The sequence below is a fragment of the Streptomyces sparsus genome (assembly GCF_054776295.1).
In genome coordinates, this window is sequence record NZ_BAAHCA010001341.1 from 1 (window position 1) to 984 (window position 984).

1 protein-coding gene is annotated in these 984 nt (G+C 72.8%); it reads left to right on the top strand.

Annotated elements, in window-relative coordinates:
* Positions 1-97: 97 nt before the first annotated feature.
* Positions 98-984, top strand: an 887-nt coding sequence (locus tag ACYVE9_RS28320) for a 2-hydroxy-3-oxopropionate reductase (RefSeq protein ID WP_461030741.1), incomplete at its 3' end; no start/stop codon positions are given.

Below are 984 nucleotides of genomic sequence, written 5' to 3' on the forward strand. Positions count from 1 at the left end.
CGGCCCGCCCCGTCGGCCGGCCGCCCGCGTCGGGACCGGCCCGACGCCCCCCGCTGAACGCGACACCGAGCTGAACGCGACACCGAAAGGCACCCTCATGAGCAATCCCGCACCCACCGGCTCCGAACGCCCCACCATCGCCTGGGTGGGCCTGGGCATCATGGGCTCCCCGATGGCCGAGAACCTGGTCAAGGCCGGCTACCGGGTCGTCGGCCACACACTGGAGCAGGAGAAGCTCGACCGCCTCGCCCGCAACGGCGGCGAAACGGCCGGCTCGATCGCCGAGGCGGTGCGCGAGGCGGACGTGGTCATCACCATGGTCCCCGCCGACCCGCAGGTGAAGGCCGTGATCCTGGGTGAGGACGGTGTCATCGCCCACGCCCGCCCCGGGACCACGATCATCGACATGTCGTCCATCACCCCCCAGACCTCCCAGGCCGTGGCCGCCGCCGCGGCGGCGGCGGGCAAGGACCTCAGCGTGCTGGACGCCCCGGTCTCCGGTGGTGAGGCGGGCGCGGTCGAGGCCGTGCTCTCGATCATGGTCGGCGGCGAGCAGGCCGACTTCGACCGGGTCGAGCCGATCTTCGACGCCCTCGGCCGGACCGTCGTCCTCTGCGGTCCGCACGGCGCCGGCCAGACGGTGAAGGCCGCCAACCAGCTGATCGTGGCGGTCAACATCCAGGCCTGCGCGGAGGCCGTGGTCTTCCTGGAGAAGTCCGGCGTGGACCTGGACGCGGCCCTGGACGTGCTGGCGGGCGGACTCGCCGGTTCGACCGTGCTGGACCGCAAGAAGGACAACTTCAAGAAGCGCGACTTCAAGCCGGGCTTCCGCGTCGACCTCCACCACAAGGACATGGGCATCGTCACCGACGCCGCCCGCGACGTCGGCGCCGCCCTGCCGGTCGGCGCGGTGGTCGCGAACCTGGTCGCCTCCCTGCGCGCCCAGGGCGACGGCGGACTGGACCACTCCGCGCTGCTGCGCGG